Raw genomic sequence first — 22,344 nt, forward strand, 5'->3', positions numbered from 1 at the left:
ATTTATTCTACAACGGGAACTTCTACGATATAGTAGAGATCATTTTCATTATCATCTTGTCCTTGAAAAAACTTAAAAGTATAGGTGTCAAAACTATTAACTTGAAAGTTAAATGAGACTTCTATTTCATTTTCTTCTGGCTCATAAATGTCACAATCTTGATTGTCATAAACAGTATTAATTACAGCAACTATTCGTTCATTACCATCTATTTCATAATAGAAATTATTAAATATATGACAACCAGATGGTCTAAAATAAGTAACACCTATTTCATAAACTTCACCAAATTGAAATTCTTGTGGAATTGTAACACTCTCAATTGGTAAAACATCATAATGAAAACTCGGCTGACTGTCATCAGGAGTGCAGGATGCTAATAACACTATTAAAAAGCTTAATAAAAAAATCTTCTTCATTTATATAAATTAATTACGAAACATATATGATTTCATCATGTAGATACAAAAAGTTTAAAAAGGTTGCGTCTAAAAACAAAAAAAATCCCAAAAAGAGGGATTTTTTTATTTATGAATGCGTTATTTAGTCTTTAGAATTGATATTTGCTCGAACTTTTCCTTCAAGCTCATCCATTAATTCTGGATTATCTTTTATCAAAGCTTTTACAGCATCTCTACCTTGACCTAATTTGGTTTCGCCATAACTAAACCATGAGCCACTCTTTTTAATAATTTCTTGCTCTACAGCAACATCTAATATTTCTCCTACTTTAGAAATCCCTTCGCCATACATGATATCAAATTCACACATTCTAAAAGGTGGAGCTACTTTGTTTTTAACAACCTTAACTCTGGTTTTATTACCCATGACACCTCCATCTGTATTTTTAATTTGTGTAGAACGACGAATATCTAAACGTACAGAAGCATAAAATTTTAAGGCATTACCACCAGTTGTTGTTTCTGGATTACCAAACATAACACCAATTTTTTCACGTAACTGGTTAATGAATATTACCGTACAATTTGTTTTACTAATAGATCCTGTTAATTTTCTAAGTGCTTGAGACATTAAACGAGCATGTAATCCCATTTTAGAATCTCCCATTTCACCTTCAATTTCACTTTTTGGTGTTAATGCAGCAACCGAGTCAATAACAACAATGTCAATAGCACCAGATCGTATTAAATTATCTGCGATTTCTAATGCTTGTTCACCATTATCAGGTTGTGAGATGATGAGGTTGTCTATATCTACACCTAGGTTCCCAGCATAAAAACGATCAAAAGCATGCTCTGCGTCAATAAATGCAGCAATACCTCCAGCCTTTTGAGCTTCAGCGATGGCATGTAATGTTAAAGTTGTTTTACCAGAAGATTCTGGTCCATATATTTCAACAACTCGTCCTCTAGGATATCCACCAACTCCTAAGGCAATATCTAAACCTAAAGATCCAGAAGAAATAGCTTCAACATCTACGACAGCTTGGTCGCTCATTTTCATTACTGTTCCCTTTCCGTAGGCTTTATCAAGTTTATCTAAAGTTAATTTTAATGCTTTTAATTTTGCGTCTTTTTCACTGCTCATTTTCTTGTTTTTATAAAATTAATCTCCGTTTAAAACGGTTAGCTAAAATACAACATCTTTTATTTTTTTTTGACTTATGACGCAACCTTTTTAAACTTTTTGCATCTACTAATTGAGATTGGGAAATCTTGCTATGAAAAAGAAGCTTTAAATCTGTAAATGAGTTTAAAGGTTATTGATAAATTGAAATTAAAAACTTTGTACTTTTTATTAATTTAAAAAGTGTGCGACTTAGTTTTATGTGTTTTAGAACATCATAATTTTTAATGAAATCTATAGAGTAAGGCATATCCATTAAATTTAAATTCTTATTAAAAATGAGATTTTTTAGAAAAACTATTTTAAATAATACGTCAGGCTCTTCAATAGCTGTTGTTGTAAACAGTAATTGTAAAGCCGATGGAGGCTAACTCGTTATGTATTTTTAAGACAAAATTAAAAATATTAATAACGAGTTAGTCCTCTAAAAAAGCCCTGTTTTTTCAAATCCGCAGGGCTTTTTTATGCGTTTTCATTAACATTAAAACTTTCCCTATCTTTGCGTTTTCATTTTTTAACCTTAAAAATTAGTATAGCATGCAACTGTACAATAACTTAAGTGCTAAAGAAAGAGCAGAGCTTATTGAAAAAGCGGGAAAAGAACGCTTAACAATCTCTTTCTACAAGTACGCCAAAATTTACAATACAGAAATTTTTAGAAATCACATGTTCTTAGCATGGGATGAATTTGAAGTCTTAGGACGAATTTATGTCGCTAAAGAAGGCATAAATGCACAACTCTCTGTTCCTGCAGAAAATTTCGACACCTTTAAAAACCATTTAGATACCATTACTTTTTTAGAAAATGTAAGATTAAATATTGCTATTGAGCATGATAATTATGCCTTTTTAAAATTAAAAGTCAAAGTGCGACAAAAAATTGTGGCAGATGGTCTCAATGATGACACATTTGATGTTACAGATAAAGGAGTTCATGTTGACGCTTCAAAATTTAATGAGCTTATTGAAGATCCAAACACCGTTTTGGTAGATATGAGAAATCATTATGAAAGTGAGATCGGTCATTTTAAAAATGCAGTCACTCCAGATGTAGATACTTTTAGAGAATCGCTTGATATTATTGAAGAAGATCTAAAAGAACATAAAGAAGATAAAAACCTTGTGATGTATTGTACTGGCGGAATTAGATGCGAAAAAGCAAGTGCCTACTACAAACATAAAGGGTTTAAAAATGTGTTTCAATTAGATGGAGGCATTATCAATTATGTGAGACAAGTAGAATCTAATGATTTAGAAAATAAATTCATTGGTAAAAACTTTGTGTTTGACGAGCGAAGATCAGAGCGAATTAGTGATGATGTAATTGCTAATTGTCACCAATGTGGTCAACCTGCAGATTTACATACTAACTGTGCTAATGAAGCCTGTCATTTATTGTTTATACAATGCGACAGCTGTAAAGAACAAATGGAAAACTGCTGTTCAACCAATTGCATGGAAATTCATAAATTACCTTTTGAGGAGCAAAAAGCACTTCGAAAAGGTCAAGGAAATAGTAATGATATTTTCAAAAAAGGTAGAGCAGACCATTTACCATTCAAAAAAGATTTGAGAAATATTTTCGATACCTTTGACAAAACAGTTTAGATGAATATCTACAAACTTTTACAACTCAATAGAAAAATTAAAAGCCATAGAATTAAATTTCTAGGGCTTTTTTTACTTCATAAATTTAATAAAAGATATTTAGCTGTCAATTTAGATCCAGTAATGGCATGTAATTTACGTTGTAAAATGTGTTATTTTACAGATGAAGATTATGTTAAAACACTAAAAGGACAGTTTAAAGATGAAGACCTAGACCTTGTAGCAAAATCAATTTTTAAACGCGCTTTAAAGTTGCAGATTGGTTGTGGTACAGAGCCTACACTTTATAAAAATCTAGTGAGAATTGTAGAATTGGGTAAACAGTACAATGTACCTTATATCTCAATAACGACCAATGCGAATTTACTTTCCGAAGAAAAAATAGAAGCCTTATTAAAAGCTGGACTTAATGAATTCACAATATCTCTACACGGTGTAACCAAAGAGAGTTATGAGAATTTTATGAAAAAAGCGAGTTATGAGAAATTTCAAAATGCGTTTAAAGCGTTTGCAAAATTAAAATCAACGTATGATTTTAAAGTTAGAATAAATTACACATTTAATAAAGACAACTTTTACGAACTCAAAGATTTTTTCAATCATTTTGATCCAAAAGGATTTGATATGTTGCAAATAAGACCAATTCAAAAAATTGGGAATACAGAGTATAATGATTTTGATATTTCAACTTTAGAGAAAGATTACCCAACGGTAATTTCATCAATAAGAGAACAGTGTAAGGCTAATCATATTTTGTTAATGGCTCCAAATACATTGTCAACACTTAAAGATGAAAATCAATCTAGTTTTGTGTTTGATTATACGTTTTGCTATATATCACCCAATAAATTTTGGAAAGAAGGGTTTAATTGGAGAGAAGAATCGTTCAATGCGTTTTCTAAAAAAATTGGTTGGAGTCAACTTCTGTTCTCTGGTATTTTTAAGTCAAAATCACAACTTAAAACATTATCTCATAGACTTAACTACGAGATAGAGTTTAATTAATAAATAGTTAGTTTTTTCTTCGGAAATTTAACACCTAGTAAGGATTGCAAATAAATAATACTTAAGAAAAGAGCTGTTTTGTATGTTGGCAAGGAAACCAAAACTGACAGACTTCAACTACATTATTTTTGTGAATAAATAATCTTATATTTACATTTCAAAAGAAACATTAATCGTCATTTGATAATGTAGTCACATTATCAAATTTTATATATAATTTCATGAGTTGTAAAAGTTGCTCAACTGGTAAGGATGGACAACCAAAAGGATGCAAAAATAATGGGACTTGCGGTACAGATAGCTGCAATAAACTCACTGTTTTCGATTGGTTAGCTAACATGTCTTTACCTCAAGGTCAAGAACCGTTTATAGGTGTAGAAGTTCGTTTTAAAAACGGACGAAAATTATACTACAAAAATACCGAAAATTTAACACTAAGTATTGGTGATATCGTTGCTACTGAGGCAAGTTCTGGTCATGACATCGGTATGGTAACACTTACTGGAGAATTGGTGAGAGTTCAAATGAAGCGTAAAAAAGTAAATATTGATGACAAAGAAAATGTCATGAAAATTTACCGAAAAGCGAGTCAAAAGGATATCGATATTTGGTCTGCTGCTAGAGATAAAGAAGAACCAATGAAAGTCAAAGCAAGACAATTTGCTATTGATTTAAAACTTCATATGAAAATCTCAGATATTGAATATCAAGGAGATGCAAGTAAAGCTACATTTTATTATACTGCAGAAGAACGTGTAGATTTTAGAGAACTTATTAAAGTTTTTGCACGTGAGTTTAGAACACGTATAGAAATGAAACAAGTAGGATTTCGTCAAGAGGCTGCACGTCTAGGAGGTATTGGTTCTTGCGGAAGAGAGCTATGTTGCTCAACTTGGTTAACAGATTTTAGATCTGTAAGCACATCTGCTGCGAGATACCAACAATTATCATTGAATCCATTAAAATTAGCTGGGCAATGTGGTAAATTAAAATGCTGTTTAAACTATGAGTTGGATGCCTATTTAGATGCTTTAAAAGCTTTCCCAAAATCGGACACCAAACTTTTTACAGAAAAAGGAAAAGCAGTTTGTCAAAAAACAGATATTTTTAAAGGACATCTTTGGTATGCATACGAAGGAGAATGGATGAATTGGCATGTATTAACGACAGACCAAGCCAATGAAATTATAGAAAAAAATAAAAAAAGAGAAAAAGTAGCAAGCTTAGAAGAGTACGCTTCTTTATTGATTGAAGATACTAAAACAGAGTTCGAAAACGTTGTTGGTCAAGATAGTTTAACACGATTTGATGGTCCAAAACGTAATAAGAAACGTAGAAATAATAAAGGAAAACAAAAACCACGTCCTAAAAACACAAATAATAGTAATGCAAAAAAGTAAGTATTGGATAGGATGTGTAATGCTTGTGTTGAGTTTTGTGTCTTGCGACTCTAATCGCGTCTTTGACGAATATAAGTCAGTTCCGAATGAATGGGATAAAGACAATAAAATAGAGTTTAAGGTCACACCTCCAGATTCAACAAACGCTTATAATTTGTATGTTAATTTAAGAAACACAGAAGACTACAAATACAGTAATTTGTTTTTGATTGTAGAACTTAATTATCCAAACGGAAAAACATTAAAAGACACATTAGAATACAAAATGGCAAATCCAGATGGTACATTTTTAGGCACTGGATTTACTGATGTAAAAGAAAGTAAACTTTGGTATAAAGGGTATAAAGAACCTTTTGTATTTGATGAAGCAGGAGAATATATAATTAACGTACAACAAGCCATGAGAGAAAATGGAAGTATCAATGGTGTTGATAAATTAGAAGGCATCACAGATGTTGGTTTTAGAATAGAGCATTCGCAAACAAATTGATTATGGCAAAAAAAACTGTAACAAAGAAAAAGTCTACAAAGGATAACGCTCAAGACTTTTCAAAATATGTAAGACGTTTCTGGATTATTTTTACAGGAGGCGTTTTCGCGTTTTTCTTCATGTTCCTATTAGCATCTTGGGGACTCTTGGGAGAAATGCCAGACTATACTATTTTAGAAAATCCAAAAACGTTTTTGGCAACAGAGATCATATCTTCAGATGATAAAACTTTAGGTAAATTTTATCTAGATGATAATAGAACACCTGTAGATTACGAAGAACTTCCAAAAGAATTGGTTGAGGCTTTAGTTGCAACCGAAGATATTAGGTATTATGAGCACTCAGGTATTGATTTTAGAGGTACTATGAGAGCTATTGTAAAATTAGGAAGTGGAGGTGGAGCAAGTACCATTTCACAACAATTAGCTAAGCAGTTGTTTACAAAACAGGTGTCTTCTAATAAGGTTCAACGTGTGTTTCAAAAAGTTAAAGAATGGGTTATAGCCATTCGTTTAGAACGTCAATACACTAAGGAGGAAATTATTGCGATGTATTTCAATATTTATGACTTCGGAAATAATGGTGATGGCATTAGAAGTGCGTCTCGTATTTACTTCGGAAAAGAGCCAATAAACCTTAACATGAAAGAATCTGCAATGTTGGTTGGGATGTTTAAAAATTCATCATTATATAATCCAATCCCATCGCGAAATCCTGAAGGCGTAAAAAACAGACGAAATGTGGTTTTGGCGCAGATGAATAAATATGAGTACATTTCCGAAGCAACAAAAGATAGTCTTCAAAACACAGAGTTAGATTTAAATTTTTCGCCTGAGTCTCATCGCGAAGGGTCAGCAACTTATTTTAGAGCATATTTAGATAAGTTCATGAAAGATTGGATTAAAGAGAATCCAAAACCAGATGGTGAAAAGTACAATTTGTATAACGACGGACTCAAAATCTACACAACCATAGATTCTAGAATGCAACATTATGCAGAAGATGCAGTAGGTCGTCATATGCCAAGATTACAAGCAGAGTTTGATAACCAAAACACACCAGAAAGAAATAAAACAGCACCTTTTCTAGAACTTGACACCAAGGAAATAGAAAAGTTAATGAACTCTGGTATGAGACGCTCAGAGCGTTGGAGGGTTATGAAATCTCAAGGAAAATCTGAAAAGGAAATTAAAGCTTCTTTTCAAAAGCCTACTCAAATGAGCATTTTTGCATGGAAGGACGGTCAACCAACCGAAATTGATACGGTTATGAAACCTATAGATTCTATGCGTTACTATAAATCATTTTTACAACCAGGTATGATGTCTATGGATCCTCAAACTGGTCATGTGAAAGCTTGGGTTGGTGGTATGAATTTTAGGCATTTTCAATATGATCATGTAAAAACAGGAAAACGTCAAGTTGGTTCTACATTTAAGCCATTTGTATATGCAACAGCAATTGATCAATTACATTTATCGCCTTGCGATACGATACCAAGACAACAAATAACAATTGAAGCTGGAAAGTATGGAAACCCAGAGCCATGGACAGCGAAAAACTCAGATGGTCGCTATGACGGTTTTATGACCTTAAAAGCTGCTTTAGGAAGTTCTGTAAACACTGCAACCGCTCGATTGATGGATAAAGTAGGTCCAGAGCCTGTAGCAGATATGGCTCACAATTTAGGGATTACTTCAGATATACCTATAGTTCCAGCAATTGCATTAGGTACACCAGATATTAGTGTTTACGAGATGGTAGCAGCATACTCAACATTTGCAAATAAGGGTGTGTATAATAAACCAGTAATGGTCACGCGTATTGAAGACAAAAACGGAACTGTTTTATATCAATTTACTCCAGAAACGAAGGATGTGTTAAGTGCAGAGGTTGCTTATACTACAGTGAATTTAATGCAAGGAGTTGTAGAGTCAGGATCTGGTTCAAGATTACGACGAACTTGGGGAGCAGATCAAGGTATTTACAAAAAGATCATGACAGGTTATCCTTATGAACTTATGAATCCCATTGCAGGAAAAACAGGGACAACACAAAATCAAAGTGACGGTTGGTTTATGGGTATGGTACCAAATTTAGTAACAGGTGTTTGGGTTGGTGCAGAGGATCGTGCAGCACATTTTAAAAGTATTACTTATGGTCAAGGAGCCTCTATGGCATTACCAATTTGGGGATTATATATGAAAGCTTGTTATGCAGACGAAGAGTTGGGTATTTCTAAAGGAGACTTTGAGAGACCAGCAAACCTATCTATAGAAGTAGATTGTAGTAAATGGGAAGGTAATGGAGATGATGCAGCAAATCCTGATGATGATTTGGATGGTGTTATTGATTTTTAATATTCCTGCGCAGGCAGGAATCTCATAGTCGAGATTCTAAAACAATATGAAGCCATTCAGTTTTGAATGGCTTTTTTAATTCATTCTGTTATCATTCCGAACTTGATGCCGAATCCATTTTGGATTTAAAAATTAAAGTATAAGTAGTAATATCAATTTATTTTCTTCGGAAATGAGCATCACTCAAAAAATTCTCAACATATTAAACTACAATTCATCTAGAATCTCTTACCTCATTCGATCTATCAATAAGCAAAATCACGTATTAAAAATCGATTATTTACGATTTTAAATAGAAATTTGATTACATGATTTGATTTTATAAAATAGTTAGTTTTTATAAAACATCAGTAAATTAATAATTTATTATATGTAGGACATGGACTACATTTGGGTTTCAAGCATATTTTAATAATCCAAATCAAAATACGTAAAATTTGTAAGCCAATTCCTGCTTATGGGTAAGGTTTTACCATACACTCTAGATGTAGCAAGTAGTACGAGTATGAAAAACAGTTAAAAAACTTATTAACAGGTGTTTATATAAAATTTTAACACAATAACTTTTGTAATTAAGCGTTTTTTTTTTGTAGGTTTACAATGTTGAAGATAAAGTTTAAATCACTTACAAGGCGGTTTAAATGGCATCTAAAGCAATGGGTAGCTCCCAAAAAACCAGCGTTGGTTTTATTTTTTAAACGTCTTGTAGCCTTGTATATTTTAAGCCTTGTTATTGCCTTGTAATTTTTTAAATGCCTTGTTAATTTAATATTAACCAACCTATGTAAAATAGAGCATGGGTTTAAATTTAGAAATTATGAAAAAAATATTTTTTACTTTGGCTCTAATGCTTAGCGGTTCTTTTGTTTTTGCAAGTAATGCAGATACTTCAAATTTCGCAATTAATTATGAAAAAACAATTTTTCAGCAGGATTGTAACGAATATGCAGCAAATGCTGCCGATCAAGAAGTTGGGTTTTGGGAAAATTTCCTAACGGAAGGTCAAGCATATATGAATTCATATAACTATTGGCAAGGTTACTGTGAAGGGGCTTCTGCTGGAGGTGCAACGGTATTAGACCCGGTTTTTATTGATTAAAAGCTAAAATACTTATAAACTATCGGAATTAATTCACACAATATTCCGATAGTTGTTTTTTATAATTTAAAGGCTCAATAATAAAATTATTATTGCTATTTAAAAGCCACCAAATTTACAATCAAATGAATTTATCTAAAATAATTACAATAGTCATTGTATTCCTATCTATACTAAAAGTTTACTCACAGGAAAATAGGGTTGAAATTGAATATTATCAAGCAATAATAAATAAAGAAATTACCAAATCAGATGAACCTAAAATATTGAGTGACATTGAATATGTGTTACAATTCACTAACACAGAATCATCTTTTTATAACATACCAAAAATGGACTCTGATGGATACAGAAGTAATAGTAGATATATTGTTAAATCTGGAGCCTCAGGTATTTTTTATAAAAACTTAAAAACAAAAGAAAAGTTTAATACAGTAAATTTATTAGGCAAGACTTTTCTTGTTAAAAATAAATTATCAAAAGAAAAATGGACATTAACAAAAGAAACAAAACAAATTGACAGATACCTATGTTATAAGGCTTACTATAAACTGACAAACCCGAAAATACCGAATAAATCTATAATTATTACTGCTTGGTATACAATTGATTTACCATTTCCATTTGGACCCTTAGGTTATGACAGTTTACCTGGAATAGTCTTAGAAGTAAATTTTTTAGATTATGCATTTGTAGCAAAAAAAATATCTTTCAATAAAGAATTTGAAATAACTAAGCCAGAAGGAGAAATTGTAACAAACGAAGAACTTATGTCTTATTTTAAAAAAAACACAGGAGTTGATGTCAATAGTAAATTAAAGAATGATGCAAAAAATGAGGGTAGAAAAGAAAATTAAAACTTTCACTTTCATCAAATACTTAATACTAATATTTTTTGTTAATACGTCTATTTCTCAAAATGTAATTTTGGAAGGAAAAATTACAGATTCACTTCAAAAACCATTAGCATATTCAAATATTTTAGCAATCCCAGAAAGTAGTGACCAAGATATTCGTTTTGCTGTAACTGAATCGGGAGGCACTTATAAATTAGGCTTACAAAAAAACCAAACCTACAACATTACAGTAAGTTATTTAGGCTACAAATCTCAAACTATTGATATCACAACCAAAGAAGAAGATATTACCCAAAATTTTATATTACTAGAAAATCCAGACCAGCTTGATGAGGTCATTTTAAACTATACGCCTCCAATTTCAGTTAAAAAAGACACTATTACATACAATGTAGATAGCTTTAAAACAGGAGAAGAACGTAAACTAAGAGAATTACTCAAAAAACTACCAGGAGTAGAAGTGGATAGAGCTGGTAATGTAATGGTTCAAGGTAAAAGAGTGACTAAGGTCTTGGTAGAAAATAAAACGTTTTTTACAGGAGATAGTAAATTAGCAGTTAATAATATCCCAGCAGATGCTGTTGATAAAGTAGAGATTTTAGATAATTACAATGAGGTGGCTATGCTCAAAAATCTACAGGACTCTGAGGATATGGCAATGAATATTAAATTAAAAGAAGATAAAAAAGAATTTGCTTTTGGAAATGTAGAAGTGGGAGCAGGTATAAAAGAGAGATATCTTATTCATCCTAATTTATTTTATTATAGCCCAAAAACTACGGTTAATTTTATAGGAGACCATAATAACCAAGGGATTAAAAGTTTTACATTTAAAGATTATTTGGAGTTTGAAGGTGGTTTTAGCAAACTTATGGAAGATGGAGGAAGTTATTTCTCATTATACAATAGTGATTTTGCACAATACCTCAACAACCAAGATTATACATCAAACACCAATCAATTTGGAGCTTTAAATATCAGGCAGTCCATCAATGCAAAAACAGATATTAGTGGTTATATCATAACCTCAAATTCAAAAACAGATACCCAAAGTAATACGTTAAACGAGTATCTTAACTTTAGCGAGCCTTTTACAGAAGATAGAACAACAACAAATAGCATTAACAACTTCTTTACTATTGGTAAAATTACAGTTGATTATGACCCAAGTTTTGATGAAGATTTTGCCTATAACAGTTTTGTAAAACTCACCAATAATGATGCTAATGGTTTAATAACGACCATTAACCCTTCACAAAACAATAGCATTAAAACAATTACAGATATTAAAGGTGTAAACCTCAAACAGAATGTTAGTTACAGTAGGAAACTCTCAAAAGATCATACAGCAACATTAGAAGCCACCTATAATTTTCAAAATGATAAACCAATAACAGAATGGCTTACCAATCAACAAATTTTACAAGGTTTAATCCCGTTAGAAGACGATACGGTTTACAATATTTTACAAACCAAACGCTCCAATTCACATAATGCTAATGCGATTGTAAAAGATTATTGGGTGCTTAATAACTTTAATCATTTATATACCACTTTTGGAGTCAATGCTGCATTTACCAATTTTGAAAACCAAGATGTACAACAATTAAGTGATGGTAGTATCAATAATTTTAATACTGCTGGTTTTGGTAATGATTTTGAGTACAATTTTATAGATACCTTTATTGGTTTAGAGTATAAGTTTCAAATTGGGATTGCAACTTTTAAACCTATGCTATATTATCATTTCTATAACTGGAATACCAAACAGTTTGATGAACGTTTTACTAATAGAAAAGCATTGTTATTACCTCAATTTACTACCAAAGTAGAATTCAATAACAGTGAAAAATTAAATTTTAGATACAAATTAAACGCAAGGTTCCCAAGTATTAATCGTTTGGCAAACAACTTTGTGCTCTCCAGTTTTAACAGTGTTTTTAGAGGAGATACGACTTTAGACAATCAACTATATCATACAGCTAGTTTGAGTTATTACAAGTTTAGCCTGTTTAAAAATTTAAACTTTAATGTTAATACGAGTTTTAATAAACGTATAAAAACTATAAAATCGGTAACAGAGCTTCAAGGAATTGATCAATTTACAACTCAAACCTTATTTGACCAACCAGAGCACAGTTGGAATTTGAGTGCTAGGCTTTCAAAGAAAATCAAAAAAATAAAATATAATATAAGCGCACGTTATGTTTACAGTGATTTCTATCAAATTCTAAACAGCGAAACCAATCTAAATATTTCAAAAAATATGTCATCAACATTAAGTATAGAAACCTCGTTTAAAAAGCATCCAAATATAGAAATTGGATACACTAAAGATTTCAATAACTATAAATCTATTGCAGGAGAAAACAATTTCGAAAATGATCGATTTTTCGCCATATTAGAATATGATTTTTTAGAAAATTTCATCTTTAAAGCAGATTATAGTTATGATGCTTATGCCAATAAAAGTGCAAATATCAAAAACACGTTTGATACTGCAAATGCATCTCTATTTTATCAAATTGAAGATAGTCCTTGGGGATTTGAAGTCAACGCAACCAATTTGTTTGACGTCACATTTAAACAACAGAACAGTTTTAATAGTTTTCTCATTTCCGATAGTAAAACATTTATACTCCCAAGAATCGTCATGTTTAAAGTGGCATATAAGTTTTAGTTTTACTCTTCCGAAAAAATATAGAGTCATTCAGTTTTAGAATGGCTTTTTTTATTTAAAGTGTCATACTGAGTATAGTTCAAGTATAGAGCGAAGAATCTCTTTATTTTGTTCAAAGACATAGTTTCTTTAGCTTTTCAGAATCCTCTCAATGACAAATATATTTCGTAAATTTCCGTAGCAAAAAAACAAATACAAATGATAAGTAAAAAAGTAGCTAATGTTCAAGAAGCACTAGAAGGTGTTAGTGATAATATGACCTTTATGTTTGGTGGTTTTGGGTTATCTGGAATTCCAGAAAATTCTATTGCAGAGCTAGTTCGTTTAGGCACAAAAGGTCTCAAGTGCATTTCTAATAATGCAGGAGTAGATGATTTTGGATTAGGATTATTGTTGCAAGGCAAGCAAATAGATAAAATGACATCTTCTTATGTAGGAGAAAATGATGAATTTGAAAGACAGATGTTATCTGGAGAATTGGAGGTGGAGTTAATACCACAAGGAACGTTAGCAGAACGTTGCAGAGCAGCACAAGCAGGATTTCCTGCAATATATACACCTGCTGGTTATGGTACAGAAGTAGCAGAGGGTAAAGAAACCAGAGAGTTTGATGGTAAGATGTATGTTTTAGAATATGCCTTTAAAGCAGATTTTGCTTTCGTAAAAGCATGGAAAGGTGATGCAGCTGGAAATCTAGTTTTTAAGGGAACTGCAAGAAATTTTAATCCAAATATGTGTGGTGCAGCAAAAATAACGGTTGCTGAGGTAGAAGAGCTAGTTCCTGTTGGAACCTTAGATCCTAACCAAATTCATATTCCAGGGATTTTTGTGAAACGTATTTTTCAAGGAGAGAAATATGAGAAGAGAATCGAACAACGAACAGTTAGACAAAGAGATTAATTATGTTAGATAAAAACGGAATCGCAAAACGCATCGCAAAAGAAGTGCAAGATGGATATTATGTAAATCTCGGAATCGGGATTCCTACGCTTGTGGCCAATTATGTTAGAGACGATATAGAAGTAGAATTTCAAAGTGAAAACGGAGTTCTAGGTATGGGACCTTTTCCTTTTGAAGGCGAAGAAGATGCAGATATCATAAATGCAGGAAAGCAAACTATTACTACATTACCAGGAGCAAGTTTTTTTGATTCTGCAATGAGTTTCTCTATGATTAGAGGTCAACATGTTGACTTAACTATTCTAGGCGCAATGGAAGTTTCAGAAGAAGGTGACATCGCCAATTGGAAAATACCAGGTAAAATGGTAAAAGGAATGGGAGGAGCAATGGATCTCGTTGCTAGTGCTGAAAACATTATAGTAGCCATGATGCACACAAATAGAGCGGGAGCTTCAAAACTATTAAAGCAATGTTCGTTGCCTTTAACTGGAGTAGCTTGTGTTAAAAAAGTGGTTACTGATTTAGCGGTTATGGAAATTACTCCAAATGGTTTTAAGTTATTAGAACGTGCGCCAGGAGTTTCGGTAGAGGATATTAAAAATGCTACAGAAGGCACTTTGATTATTGAAGGTAATATTCCTGAGATGGATTTGTAAACTCTAAAATAGCATTATTCTTATTTAAAATAACATCGAGATATATTAAGCCACTTTTTAGTGGCTTTTTTCATTTCCGAAGAAATAATAACTAATATTTATTGTAAGAAAAATCTGTTAAATACATGCTAAATGTTAAAATATTATGTATTTAATCGATTAATAATGTATTTAGGCTGATTAATTGAAAAATCATATTATGTTTACAGAACCAAATCGGAATAAGATATTTAATGTGTAACCTAGATTTATGATTTGCCCCAAATCTATCATAATTTTAACTGAATGAACTTTTTTGCCCCAAATTTACCTAAACCTACTACTACCGAAAACAAGCTTAATGCTGGTTTTCAAAACACATTCAGATTACTTAAAAGTGTCTTAACCCTAACTAAAAAAATATTCATGCTATAATCCCTTGGGAATAGCATGAATAAGTTTTTTAGTGTATTCTTTTTGTGGATTGTTATAAATCACATCTGCATCATCCATTTCTTCAATTTCACCTTTATTCATAACAATTAGTTGATCAGACATATATTTAACCACAGCCAAATCATGTGAAATAAATATATAAGTGAAACCAAAATTACTTTTGAGATCGTTAAGTAAGTTTAATACTTGAGCTTGTACAGAAATATCTAATGCTGATACAGATTCGTCACAAATAATAAGTTGAGGTTCTAGAGCTATCGCTCTCGCAATCCCGATTCGTTGTCGTTGACCTCCAGAAAACTCATGAGGATAACGATTAAAATACGTTTCATCTAATCCTACCTTTAGTAATAAATCTAATACGCGTTGTTGTCTATCATTTTCATTAGTTCCAATACCATGAACTTTCATGGGTTCCATAATGGCTTTTCCAACGGTTAATCTTGGATTTAAAGATGCGTAAGGATCTTGAAAAATGATTTGAATATCTTTTCTTAGTTTGCGTATCGCAGATTTTGAGAGTTTTGTAATATCTGTTCCGTGATATAAAATAGCTCCCGCAGTTGCTTTGTCTAATTGTAAAATGGCGTTTGAAAGTGTTGATTTTCCGCAACCAGATTCACCAACCAACCCTAAAGTCTCCCCGTTATATAATTTAAACGACACGTTATTAACTGCTTTAAACGTTTCTGGTTTAGAAAACCAACCAGATTTAGAAACGAATTCTTTTTCAAGATTGATAACTTCTAAAAGCGGTTTTTTAGAATATATGTTTTTGTGGACTTCAGCTCGTTCTATTGAAGTTACAACATCAGATTTTGTGGTATTATTTATGAAATCATCAATGGTAGGTAACTGTTTAAGTCGCGTTTCCATAGATGGTTTGGAGTTGATTAATGCTTTTGTATATAAGTGCTTAGGAGATTTGAAAACTTGTTCAACCTCACCTTGTTCTACAATCTCTCCTTTATACATTACCATAATGCGATCTGCAATTTCTGAAACTAATGACAAATCATGAGATATAAAAATGATACTCATTTGCTCTTCTTGCTGTAATTTTTTTAATAGTATGATGATTTCTTTTTGAACAGTAACATCTAGAGCAGTTGTTGGTTCATCTGCAATTAAAATTTTTGGTTTACAGGCAATTGCCATTGCAATCATAACACGTTGTTTTTGTCCGCCAGAAATTTCATGAGGATATGCATTATAAACACGCTGAGGTAATGGTAATTTTACTTTTTCAAAAAGTGATAAGGTTTCGGTTTTAGCTTCTGCTTTAGATAAATTTGTATGCTGAAGAATCACTTCAATGACTTGCTTTCCACAGGTCATCGACGGGTTTAAAGCACTCATAGGTTCTTGAAAAATCATAGAGATTTTGTTTCCTCTTATCTTCTGAAATTGTCTAGAATTAAGACTTGTCAAATCTTGAGAATCAAACAAAATTGAGCCTTGAGTGATTTTTGATATGTTCTTAGGTAGCAAACCAAGTATTGCTAAAGAAGAAACAGATTTTCCTGATCCAGATTCACCAACAACACCTAAAATTTCATTTTTATTTAAATGGTACGATATATTATGTATGATTTCTTTATCAACTCCTTCCGAAGAAAAAGAAATTAATAAGTTTTTGACGTCAAGTAATTTGGATTTATCCATAAGTAAAAGTAGTCATTTTCTCATTTTAATTTTGGTAAAACTGCAAACAAATGTTTTAATGCTTTCAAAAAACAGAATTAAAAATGTTACTCTTTCTGATATAGAATCACAATTTTTTTATTTAAATAATAAGATATCACTAAGATGTTTAATGTACTGATTCATTGTTTGTGAGACAATTTTAAAAAGCATTTTACGAAATTAAAATAATCTGGATTTTTCATAGCGTTTAATTTTTGTGTTTATGAAAAAATATAATAATAATTTATGTATAAAAATTAAATTTCTATATTTGCATGATTTTTAGGTAATTATAAAAAATCCACGTTGTTTTGCGCTTAACCAAACGTTGTTCTTTTTTTTATTACCTATGATTTTTTACAGTAAAGCCTCGTCTACTAAAACGCAATTTTCTACTCATAAATCTGTTGCAATACAGATTTCTTTAAAATTATGAATTAATAAATTGAACCAATCGTGGTTATGAACAAAATTGACAATGCGATAAATGAATCATTGTATTCAACAATCACTTCTGAAAAAACAATAAGCGTTTTAGTAAAAAAAAGTTTAACTAATAATAGCAATAGTGTTAATTTAAAAACAAGCCATTTGCTTAGGCAAATTATACTGCTCTTGATTTTCTTTTTTGCTATAATTACAATTAGTGCACAACAAGTTAAAGCTTTTCCAACTGCAAAAGGTGCAGGAGCTTATACAACTGGCGGAAGAGGGAAACCCGTTTATATAGTAACCAATTTAAATAACTCTGGTCCTGGTAGTCTTAGACAAATACATGATGACACTGCTGCTACAAATGGCGGTATTATTACTTTTTCAGTATCTGGTACTATAGTTCTTACAAGTCGGTTAACTTTAAGTCAAGATAATATTACTATTGCTGGTCAAACTGCTCCTGCTGGTGGCATAACTATTGTAGGTTCAAACAATTCAGCTTATGTTGAATATAAAAATGCTAGTAATTTCATTATTAGATATATAAGGTTTAGACCTAAGTACACTGAAGCTCCTACTTCAGAAAATGATTCATTCTACATGTATGACACGAGTAATTACATTGTTGACCACTGTTCTTTTTCTTGGGCTACAGATGAAGTTGTTGATGCTGGAAATGGTACTGATTACACTTGGCAAAGAAATTTGTTTGCTGAAAGTAATAAAACAGGTGTGCTTATAGGAGCAGAACCAGAGGATTCCGAAAACATGAGTTTTATAAATAACATGTTTTACAACTGTAGTCATAGGTTCCCTAATTGGCAATCTAATGGAAGAGTTGATGTTATTAACAATGTAATATGGAACTTTAGAACAAGACTTTCAGTAGTCTCATTTGCATTTAAAGCAAACCATATAGGTAATTATTATCAATATTTTTCAAGTTCTCCAAGTTCAGATGATGCGAGATGGATGTCATACATACAAGCAGATAATAACTATCCAACTATATACACTAAAGGGAATTATATAAGTGATGTTTTAACTAATCCTAATGCAGATAATTGGTTTATTTGGAGGTGGAGATTTGCTCCATCTGGTGCGTATTCTGGAGCAGCTATAAGTAGTCAACTTACAACTGACTTTAGAACTACTACTCAATTTCCACTTCTTGGTGATCCTTTTACAATTAAATCAGCTACTGATGCTTTTGATGATGTTAGAAATAATGCTGGTGCAAATGTTAGGTTAGATGAAAATGGAAATAGTATTGAAGATATAGATGGTTTAGATTCTGTTTATTTAACTAATGTACAGAATGATATATTAGTTCAGTATGGACAAGTTGATGTCCTTAATACAGCTCATAGAGCAACTTTTCTTAATTCAATTAGTACTATACCAATAAATACTCATCCTTCAAATTTTGATACAAATAATGATGGAATTCCCAATCAATGGGTTGTTAATAAAGGATTTAGCGTTAATGATGATCTCACGACATATGTTTGGGCTAGCGGATATGTTGGTATCGAAGAATATTTAAATGGAGTTGACAATACCACCAATAATACCAATACTACTTTAGCAGAAGACGACATCAGTCAAACAACAGTAAACACGCCTGTAAATGGAAATGTAAGTATAAACGATAGTGACCCACAGGGAGATAATCAAACAGTAACAAGAGTCTTAACCGATACCGATGGTGATGGTGTAAGTGATAATCCAATAACAATAGGAGCAGCTACATCTATTTATGGTACAGATGATACAAATGCAACAGTACCTGCAGGAGCCATAAAGCTTAATGGTAATGGTACCTATACTCATACTCCAGAAACCAATTTTATAGGTGAAGTAGAAGTACTATATACAGTAACAGATGATAATGTTATACCTGCCACAGACGATGCAACCTTGTATTTAACAACATTACCGAATTCAACAGATGTATGTTCTGGAGAAATTACTTCGTATCCTTATTCTGAAGGATTTGAAAATACATTGGGAGCTTGGACACAATCATCATCAAACGATATTGACTGGATAGTGGATACTGATGGAACAACATCAAGTGGAACAGGGCCCTCAAGCGCATCTCAAGGCACATATTATGTTTATGTGGAAGCTTCAGGAAATGAAACAGGATTTCCAACAAAACAAGCGATATTAAATTCACCATGTTTTAATTTGTCTGGTTTGTCAGAAGCAAATTTTAGCTTTAAATACCATCAATATGGGTCAGATGATATGGGAAGTATTGGCTTAGAAGCAAGTGATGATAATGGTGCAAGTTGGACATCCATTTGGAACAGTACAGGAAATAAAGGTGATACATGGTTACTTGCAAATGTTGACCTTGGAGGTTATGTGGGAGGAAGCATTCAGTTGCGTTTTAATAGAGTTACAGGTAGTACATGGGTAGCAGATCTAGCTATTGATGATGTAAATTTATCTGGAGAAAATACACAAGCTAACGTATGTTCTGATGAAATTACTTCTTTCCCATATTCTGAAGGATTTGAAAACACATTAGGCGCATGGACACAATCATCATCAAACGATATTGACTGGATAGTGGATGCTGATGGAACGCCATCTAGTGGAACAGGACCATCGAGTGCTGCTCAAGGTACTTATTACGTCTATGTAGAAGCTTCAGGAGCTCTATCAAAACAAGCGATATTAAGCTCACCATGTTTTAATTTATCTGGTATGTCAGATGCAAATTTCAGCTTTAAATACCATCAATATGTGTCAGCTGATATGGGAAGTATTGACTTAGAAGCGAGTGGTGACAATGGAACAAGTTGGACGTCGATATGGGACAGTACAGGAAACCTAGGAAATACATGGCTAACAGCAGATGTAGACTTATCTGCTTATGTAGGAGGAAATGTTCAATTACGCTTTAATAGAATTATAGGAAACACATGGCAAGGAGATTTCGCAATTGATGATGTGAGTTTATCAGAAGGAGGAGGAAGTACTGGAGGAAACACAGGAAGTAACGGATGTTCTGACGGAATTACTTCTTTTCCATATTCTGAAGGATTTGAAAACACATTAGGAGCTTGGACACAATCATCATCAAACGATATTGACTGGATAGTGGATGCTGATGGAACGCCATCTAGTGGAACAGGACCATCGAGTGCTACTCAAGGGTCATATTATGTATATGTAGAAGCTACAGGAGCTCTATCAAAACAAGCGATATTAAGCTCACCATGTTTTAATTTATCTGGTATGTCAGAAGCAAATTTCAGCTTTAAATACCATCAATATGTGTCAGCTGATATGGGAAGTATTGACTTAGAAGCGAGTGATGACAATGGAGCAAGTTGGACGTCGATATGGGACAGTACAGGAAACCTAGGAAATACATGGTTAACAGCAGATGTTGACATATCTGGTTATGTAGGAGGAAATCTTCAATTACGCTTTAATAGAATTATAGGAAGCACATGGAAAGCAGATTTCGCAATTGATGATGTGAGTTTATCAGAAGGAGGAGGAAGCACAGGAGGTGACGGATGTTCTGATGAAATTACTTCGTATCCCTATTCTGAAGGATTTGAAAACACATTAGGAGCTTGGACACAATCATCATCAAACGATATTGATTGGACAGTGGATGCTGATGGAACGCCATCTAGTGGAACAGGACCATCGAGTGCTATTCAAGGGTCATATTATGTATATGTAGAAGCTACAGGAGCTCTATCAAAACAAGCGATATTAAGCTCACCATGTTTTAATTTATCTGGTATGTCAGAAGCAAATTTCAGCTTTAAATACCATCAATATGTGTCAGCTGATATGGGAAGTATTGACTTAGAAGCGAGTGATGACAATGGAGCAAGTTGGACGTCGATATGGGACAGTACAGGAAACCTAGGAAATACATGGTTAACAGCAGATGTTGACATATCTGGTTATGTAGGAGGAAATCTTCAATTACGCTTTAATAGAATTATAGGAAGCACATGGAAAGCAGATTTCGCAATTGATGATGTGAGTTTATCAGAAGGAGGAGGAAGCACAGGAGGAAACACAGGAAGTAACGGATGTTCTGACGGAATTACTTCTTTCCCCTATTCTGAAGGATTTGAAAACACATTAGGAGCTTGGACACAATCATCATCAGATGATAATAATTGGACGGTTAATGCGAACGGAACACCATCTAGTGAAACAGGACCATCAAATGCGATTCAAGGGACATATTACGTATATGTAGAAGCTTCAGGAACTGGAACAGGAATTCCAACAAAACAAGCGCTATTGAATTCACCTTGTTTTGATTTGAGTTCTCAAGATTCAGCGACATTAAGTTTCAACTATCACCAGTTTGGTGCATCAGATATGGGAACTATTGATTTAGAAGCTAGTGATGACAATGGAGCTAGTTGGGTAAGTATCTGGAATAGTTCGGGAAACTTGGGTGATTCATGGCAATCAGCTAATGTTAATCTTTCTACTTTTATAGGAGGAAGTGTACAATTACGTTTCAATAGAATTACAGGAAGTACATGGCAAGCAGACATTGCTATTGATAATGTGAATTTATCAACTGGTATGGCTAGAATACAGACAGCGAAAACAGTATTTGATGATATTAAAGAAATCACTATATATCCAAATCCAGTAAAAGATAATATACTTAATATTAAGTCTACTTATTCTAATATTTCTTATAAAATTTATAGTACCGTTGGTCAGCTAGTTTCTAAAGGAAATGTAAAAAACAATGCTATAAATATTGGTGATTTGAATAGAGCAATCTACCAAATTACATTTTCTTCGGAAGGAGAAATAATTACAAAACAATTTATTAAGCAATAACTTATTTTTAGAAAATAGACTATCTAAGAAATAGTTTAAAATGTTATTTTGAGCATAATTGAAAATTTATTTTTATAATTTTCAATTATGCTCATTGTTATTTGTATGTAAAAGTGTTTTCATAAATCCTCTTTTTATTGTTTATAAGTCAAGGCTTACATATCGTTCAATTTAGTAGTCTCAACGATTAAATGTAGGCGGTTTCTGAATTTAAATTACGGTAAAACCGTAACTATTTTTTTTGTTACCGTAGTTCAGCGAAAACGTTATATTAAAATTTTGATTTTAACAAAAT

At 32.3% G+C, this 22,344-nt stretch carries 14 protein-coding genes; 11 read left to right on the plus strand and 3 right to left on the minus strand.

Annotation, left to right across the window (positions count from 1 at the left end; all coding sequences use genetic code 11):
• Positions 1-2 precede the first annotated feature (2 nt).
• Together IM744_RS00765 and recA are read right to left on the minus strand one after the other, a co-directional pair.
• The gene (locus tag IM744_RS00765) at positions 3-419 is read right to left on the minus strand and encodes a hypothetical protein (RefSeq protein ID WP_194506178.1); all 417 of its coding nucleotides are present in this window, start codon (positions 417-419) and stop codon (positions 3-5) included.
• 124 nt (positions 420-543) lie between these two features.
• The gene (gene recA / locus IM744_RS00770; RefSeq protein WP_194506179.1) at positions 544-1,548 is read right to left on the minus strand and encodes a recombinase RecA; all 1,005 of its coding nucleotides are present in this window, start codon (positions 1,546-1,548) and stop codon (positions 544-546) included.
• A gap of 576 nt (positions 1,549-2,124) precedes the next feature.
• Between recA and trhO the strand changes: the two genes are divergently transcribed.
• The 10 genes from trhO (at position 2,125) to IM744_RS00820 (ending at position 14,642) form a co-directional block, all read left to right on the plus strand.
• The gene (gene trhO / locus IM744_RS00775) at positions 2,125-3,195 is read left to right on the plus strand and encodes an oxygen-dependent tRNA uridine(34) hydroxylase TrhO (protein ID WP_194506180.1); all 1,071 of its coding nucleotides are present in this window, start codon (positions 2,125-2,127) and stop codon (positions 3,193-3,195) included.
• Complete coding sequence (locus tag IM744_RS00780) at positions 3,196-4,200, plus strand: radical SAM protein (protein WP_194506181.1); 1,005 nt, start codon at positions 3,196-3,198, stop codon at positions 4,198-4,200.
• A gap of 221 nt (positions 4,201-4,421) precedes the next feature.
• Positions 4,422-5,600 (plus strand): PSP1 domain-containing protein, encoded by a 1,179-nt coding sequence (locus IM744_RS00785; RefSeq protein WP_194506182.1) that lies wholly within the window; start codon positions 4,422-4,424, stop codon positions 5,598-5,600.
• A complete protein-coding gene (locus IM744_RS00790) occupies positions 5,587-6,090 on the plus strand; it encodes a gliding motility lipoprotein GldH (RefSeq protein WP_194506183.1) in 504 nt (167 codons plus the stop codon). Before IM744_RS00785 ends, IM744_RS00790 begins: the two co-directional genes overlap by 14 nt.
• Positions 6,091-6,092: 2 nt before the next feature.
• On the plus strand, positions 6,093-8,450 hold the full coding sequence (locus IM744_RS00795; RefSeq protein ID WP_194506184.1) for a penicillin-binding protein 1A: 2,358 nt from the start codon (positions 6,093-6,095) through the stop codon (positions 8,448-8,450).
• Positions 8,451-9,267: 817 nt separating this feature from the next.
• The gene (locus IM744_RS00800) at positions 9,268-9,549 is read left to right on the plus strand and encodes a hypothetical protein (protein WP_194506185.1); all 282 of its coding nucleotides are present in this window, start codon (positions 9,268-9,270) and stop codon (positions 9,547-9,549) included.
• 125 nt (positions 9,550-9,674) lie between these two features.
• Positions 9,675-10,406 (plus strand): GLPGLI family protein, encoded by a 732-nt coding sequence (locus IM744_RS00805; RefSeq protein ID WP_194506186.1) that lies wholly within the window; start codon positions 9,675-9,677, stop codon positions 10,404-10,406.
• A gap of 70 nt (positions 10,407-10,476) precedes the next feature.
• Positions 10,477-13,086, plus strand: coding sequence for a carboxypeptidase-like regulatory domain-containing protein (locus IM744_RS00810; protein WP_241738266.1), 2,610 nt, complete (start codon positions 10,477-10,479; stop codon positions 13,084-13,086).
• A 198-nt stretch (positions 13,087-13,284) separates the two neighbouring features.
• A complete protein-coding gene (locus IM744_RS00815) occupies positions 13,285-13,986 on the plus strand; it encodes a CoA transferase subunit A (protein WP_194506187.1) in 702 nt (233 codons plus the stop codon).
• A 2-nt stretch (positions 13,987-13,988) separates the two neighbouring features.
• Positions 13,989-14,642 (plus strand): CoA transferase subunit B, encoded by a 654-nt coding sequence (locus IM744_RS00820; protein ID WP_194506188.1) that lies wholly within the window; start codon positions 13,989-13,991, stop codon positions 14,640-14,642.
• A 408-nt stretch (positions 14,643-15,050) separates the two neighbouring features.
• Here the strand turns inward: IM744_RS00820 and IM744_RS00825 are convergent, their stop codons facing one another.
• The gene (locus tag IM744_RS00825) at positions 15,051-16,742 is read right to left on the minus strand and encodes an ABC transporter ATP-binding protein (RefSeq protein ID WP_194506189.1); all 1,692 of its coding nucleotides are present in this window, start codon (positions 16,740-16,742) and stop codon (positions 15,051-15,053) included.
• Between the two features lie 483 nt (positions 16,743-17,225).
• On the opposite strand from IM744_RS00825, the gene IM744_RS20600 reads away from it, so the two are divergent.
• Positions 17,226-22,049 (plus strand): T9SS-dependent choice-of-anchor J family protein, encoded by a 4,824-nt coding sequence (locus tag IM744_RS20600; protein WP_241738267.1) that lies wholly within the window; start codon positions 17,226-17,228, stop codon positions 22,047-22,049.
• The last annotated feature ends 295 nt before the right edge of the window (positions 22,050-22,344 follow it).

Source organism: Psychroserpens luteus, assembly GCF_015319355.1.
GTDB classification, from domain to species: domain Bacteria; phylum Bacteroidota; class Bacteroidia; order Flavobacteriales; family Flavobacteriaceae; genus Psychroserpens; species Psychroserpens luteus.

Bases quoted from the DNA above. Each gene is read 5' to 3' on its own strand.
- IM744_RS00780 (WP_194506181.1), top strand. From the start codon at position 3,196: ATGAATATCTACAAACTTTTACAACTCAATAGAAAAATTAAAAGCCAT.
- IM744_RS00795 (WP_194506184.1), top strand. From the start codon at position 6,093: ATGGCAAAAAAAACTGTAACAAAGAAAAAGTCTACAAAGGATAACGCT.
- IM744_RS00800 (WP_194506185.1), top strand. From the start codon at position 9,268: ATGAAAAAAATATTTTTTACTTTGGCTCTAATGCTTAGCGGTTCTTTT.
- IM744_RS00765 (WP_194506178.1), bottom strand. From the start codon at position 419: ATGAAGAAGATTTTTTTATTAAGCTTTTTAATAGTGTTATTAGCATCC.
- IM744_RS20600 (WP_241738267.1), top strand. From the start codon at position 17,226: ATGAACAAAATTGACAATGCGATAAATGAATCATTGTATTCAACAATC.
- IM744_RS00805 (WP_194506186.1), top strand. From the start codon at position 9,675: ATGAATTTATCTAAAATAATTACAATAGTCATTGTATTCCTATCTATA.
- IM744_RS00825 (WP_194506189.1), bottom strand. From the start codon at position 16,742: ATGGATAAATCCAAATTACTTGACGTCAAAAACTTATTAATTTCTTTT.
- IM744_RS00790 (WP_194506183.1), top strand. From the start codon at position 5,587: ATGCAAAAAAGTAAGTATTGGATAGGATGTGTAATGCTTGTGTTGAGT.
- IM744_RS00815 (WP_194506187.1), top strand. From the start codon at position 13,285: ATGATAAGTAAAAAAGTAGCTAATGTTCAAGAAGCACTAGAAGGTGTT.
- IM744_RS00785 (WP_194506182.1), top strand. From the start codon at position 4,422: ATGAGTTGTAAAAGTTGCTCAACTGGTAAGGATGGACAACCAAAAGGA.
- recA (WP_194506179.1), bottom strand. From the start codon at position 1,548: ATGAGCAGTGAAAAAGACGCAAAATTAAAAGCATTAAAATTAACTTTA.
- IM744_RS00820 (WP_194506188.1), top strand. From the start codon at position 13,989: ATGTTAGATAAAAACGGAATCGCAAAACGCATCGCAAAAGAAGTGCAA.
- trhO (WP_194506180.1), top strand. From the start codon at position 2,125: ATGCAACTGTACAATAACTTAAGTGCTAAAGAAAGAGCAGAGCTTATT.